Origin of the sequence: Kitasatospora putterlickiae (assembly GCF_039527695.1) — a bacterium.
Taxonomy (GTDB): Bacteria; Actinomycetota; Actinomycetes; order Streptomycetales; family Streptomycetaceae; genus Kitasatospora; species Kitasatospora putterlickiae.
This window is the reverse complement of sequence record NZ_BAAAKJ010000136.1, coordinates 9,941-13,478: the sequence shown is the minus strand read 5'-3', so window position 1 is coordinate 13,478 and position 3,538 is coordinate 9,941. Positions and strand designations below refer to the sequence as shown.

Below are 3,538 nucleotides of genomic sequence, written 5' to 3'. Positions count from 1 at the left end.
CGTTGGTGGTGGGGGTGGTGGGGTGGGGTGCGCTCCGGTGGGTGGGGGTCGGGGGTGGGGAAGGGGTGGGGCCCGGTGGGGCCGCCGCCGTCACCGCCCTGACCGCCTCGGCGCAGGCCGCCGGCGGCCACCGCGCCCTCAGCCGCTTCGACGACGGCAGCTTCGAGTCGCCCAAGGCCCCGGCGCCGTCGCCCAGAGCTTCACCACCGTCCCGGGCACCACCTGCTCCGTCACCTACGCGCTGGCCGGCAACCCCGGGGGCGGGCCGACTGTGAAGAGCGGCGTGGTGCTGATCGACGGCCAGGAGTTCCAGGACTTCTCCTTCGACATCACGGGGAAGACCAGGGCCGCGCCGGGGTGCGTGGGGAGGCGGTTCGCCTTCGTCGCGCAGGGCACGTCCACCACGCTGAGCTTCGCCAGCACCGTCGCCGGGGCGTACGGGCCGGTGCTCGACAACGTCCAGGTGCGAGGTGAAGGAGTGGAAGCCCTGGCGCGGGTGAGCGGCCCGGGCCGTCGGGTCGTACGGGAGCTGTGCGGGGTTGCCGTTCGTCGGAAGGTCATAGCGTGTTGACGAACCGTCAGCCCCGCAACAACGGCACCACGACGACCAGAGGTGGAATCGTGTATCACGCCATCGTCCGGCGCAACCTCCGCAACTCCTTCGCCGAGGTCGGCCGCGGCAACTACGCGGCGATCGTGCGGCAGTTCGCGCCGGAGGCGGAGCACTGGTTCTCCGGGCGGCACGCGCTGTCGGGCGGGCGCCGCAGCGGTGAGGAGATCCAGCGGTGGTACGACCGGCTGGCGCAGGTCATGCCCGACCTGCGGTTCGAGCTGAAGAAGGTCGTGGCGAAGGGCTGGCCGTGGGACACGGTGGCCTTCGCCGAGTGGGTCGACCACCTCACCGACCGGGAGGGCAACCACTACTCCAACCAGGGCGTGCACGTGGTGCGGATCAAGTGGGGGAGGATCACCGAGCTGCACATCTACTGCGACACCGGGCTGCTGGAGACGGTGCTGGAGAAGCTCGGCGAGCAGGGGGTCGGCGAGGCCGTCGCCGAGCCGGTCGGGGAGGCCGGGCCGTTCCGCGAGGCGCGCGTCGGGAGGTGAGGCGCGCCTCGGGAGAGGCGCGTGCCTAGGCGAGCCCGAGGAGGCGTTCCCACCAGGGGATGGGGGTGGGGACGGGGGGTTCGGTGACGATCGGGACGAAGTGGCTCTCGATCGGGGTGTCCCATTCGAGGAGGGCGGCCGGGAACCAGGTGACCGGTTTGGTGTCGTCGAGGGCGTTGGCCCAGGCGGCGAGGCGGTCGGCGGGGTCGCGGGAGGGGAGGAGGCCGCGGGCGTCGGGGGTCACTCCGAGCTCGCGCACGGCGTCCTGGTGGAGGTCGTTGCAGAGCCAGCTGTGGAGGAGGCCGCCGTCGTAGCCGAGCACCTCCCAGCCGATCTCCCGGCCACCGTCGGCCGGCTGTGGGGCGGGGGCGGCGCCGACCCGGCGGTCCAGGTGGGCGAGCAGGACCGGCTCGTACACCGCGGACGCGCGGATGTCGGCGACCAGGCCGGCGGTGTGCTCGGCGGGTACCAGCAGCGCGTACAGCCGTGCCTCGGCGGGCACTTGGATCGCCGCGCAGGCGTCCAGGGCCTGCTGCGGGGTGTCGAACCAGCAGCCGTCCGTGGGGAGGCGGTCGATCAGGCAGTCGCAGGCCGTGGTCAGGCGCTCGTGCGGGACGCCCAGGCCGGTCAGCCGTTCGGGGACGGCCACGAAGTAGCCCGCGAGCAGCGGATCGCCGGTGGTGGGGGCGGGCGGCGGTGCGGGGGCGCGGCGGTGGGGTGGTACGAGTTCGGGCCGGGCCTCGCCCGCGCGGGGCGGGCGGCGCTCGGCGAGCCAGAAGAGGTAGCCGCGCAGGTACTCGTCCAGGCCGCGGTCGAGATGGGCGATGTAGTCGCGCAGACCTTGGGCGGAGTCCTGGTGGTGTGACCGGTACTCGCCGCCGATCCGGGCCAGGTGGTCGGAGGCCGTGACGGCCCACTCCCGGACCCGGCCGCGCCCGTGCCACCACTCGCGGACGCCCGGGACGGTCCAGTGGTCGTCGCCGTCCATCGCGAAGCCGCCGTGGCCGAAGAAGCAGCCGTTCAGGAGGTCGAAGGTCTGGCCCGGGTCGGTCGGCTGGCGGTAGACGAACTCCCGGCCGTCGTCGTCGTAGGCGATGTGGAAGGGCGCGTCCTGCCGGCCCATCTCCATGGTGTCCGTGTGCGCGCCGTAGAACGGGCCTGGGACGTTGCGCCAGTTGCGTTCCCGCCAGAGACCGCCGAACTGGTCCAGGTTCGGCTCCTTGACGAGCAGGTGCCGGGCGGTCGGCAGAGGGTCCCAGTAGGCGCCGGGCGTGGGGTGGTTCCCGTCGTTCATGGGAGGGTTCCGTTCTGCGGCCTGAGTCGTGGACTGCCAGTGATATCAGAGGTTGGAAGGGGCGGTGCGGCCGCGGGCGGGGGCCGGGTCGGGGGCTGCCTCCGGGCGGCGGCGCAGCAGGACCGCGACCAGCGCGGCGCCCGCCAGGGCGGTGAGGCCGGCGGCCAGCAGGGTGTGGTTCAGGGCGGTGGCGAAGGCCGTCCGGAGCAGTTCCCCGGGCAGGCCGGCCGGGGAGCGGCCGGCGCTCAGGGCGGAGGCGGCGGCCTCCGGGTCGGCGACGGCGGCCGGGTGTCCGGCGAGGGCGCCGCGCAGGCCCCGGTGCAGGACGAGGCCGAACACCGCGATGCCGAAGGCCTGGCCGAGCTGGCGGAAGGTGTTGAGGGCGCCGCCGGCCATGCCGCCGCGCTCCGGCGGGACGGCCGCCATCGCGCCGGACGCCAGGATCGGGCTGACCGCGCCGACCCCGAGGCCGGTCAGCGCGAGTCCGGGCAGCAGCGCGGGCCAGCCGGACGACCCGTCCAGCACGGCCTGGAGCAGCCCGCCGAGGCCGATCACGGCCAGGCCGCCGGCCAGTGGCACCGCCGTCGGCAGGCCGGCGAGCCGGCGGCCCGCCAGCGCGGAGACGGTGAACGCGGTGGCGCTCATCGGCAGCAGGGTGAGCCCGGTGGCCATCGGGCCGAGTCCGACCACCGACTGCAGCCACAGCGAGGTGTACGGCAGCGCGGAGAACGCGGCCGCGGAGTAGACGGCGCCGCACAGCAGCACGCCGGTGAAGGCCGGGCGGCGGAACAGCGCGAGGTCCAGCAGCGGTTCCGGGCTGCGGCGTTCGACCAGCAGGAACACGGTGAGCGCGATGGCGGCGGCCGCGCCCGCGCCGAGGACGGCGGGCGAGGTCCAGCCGTCCGAACCGCCGCGGATCAGCACCAGGACGGCCGCGCCGGCCGCCACGGTGAAGGCCGCGGCGCCGGGCAGGTCGAGCCGGCGGGCGCCGGGGTCGCGGGACTCCGTCAGCGTGCGGCGGGCCAGGACGCCGCCGGCCAGCGCCAGCGGAAGGTTCACCAGGAAGACCGACCGCCAGCCCAGGTACTCGGTGAGCAGGCCGCCGGCCACCGGTCCGACGGCGGCGGGCGCGCCGCT

At 74.9% G+C, this 3,538-nt stretch carries 3 protein-coding genes and 1 pseudogene; 2 read left to right on the top strand and 2 right to left on the bottom strand.

Annotation, left to right across the window (positions count from 1 at the left end; translation table 11 throughout):
* Nucleotides 1–178: 178 nt before the first annotated feature.
* Both ABD308_RS14675 and ABD308_RS14670 read left to right on the top strand, forming a co-directional pair.
* Nucleotides 179–469: pseudogene (locus ABD308_RS14675) on the top strand (DUF642 domain-containing protein); the annotation flags it as partial.
* A 152-nt stretch (nucleotides 470–621) separates the two neighbouring features.
* Nucleotides 622–1,107, top strand: a complete 486-nt coding sequence (locus ABD308_RS14670; RefSeq protein ID WP_344333665.1) for a nuclear transport factor 2 family protein — start codon at nucleotides 622–624, stop codon at nucleotides 1,105–1,107.
* 25 nt (nucleotides 1,108–1,132) lie between these two features.
* Here the strand turns inward: ABD308_RS14670 and ABD308_RS14665 are convergent, their stop codons facing one another.
* Together ABD308_RS14665 and ABD308_RS14660 are read right to left on the bottom strand one after the other, a co-directional pair.
* Nucleotides 1,133–2,401: a hypothetical protein gene (locus ABD308_RS14665; protein WP_344333664.1), complete on the bottom strand. Its 1,269-nt coding sequence runs from the start codon at nucleotides 2,399–2,401 to the stop codon at nucleotides 1,133–1,135.
* Nucleotides 2,402–2,446: 45 nt separating this feature from the next.
* On the bottom strand, nucleotides 2,447–3,538 hold a 1,092-nt coding region (locus tag ABD308_RS14660; RefSeq protein ID WP_344333663.1), incomplete at its 5' end, for an MFS transporter.

Excerpts from the sequence above, each read along its gene's own strand:
- ABD308_RS14665 (WP_344333664.1), bottom strand. The coding sequence starts at position 2,401 with ATGAACGACGGGAACCACCCCACGCCCGGCGCCTACTGGGACCCTCTG.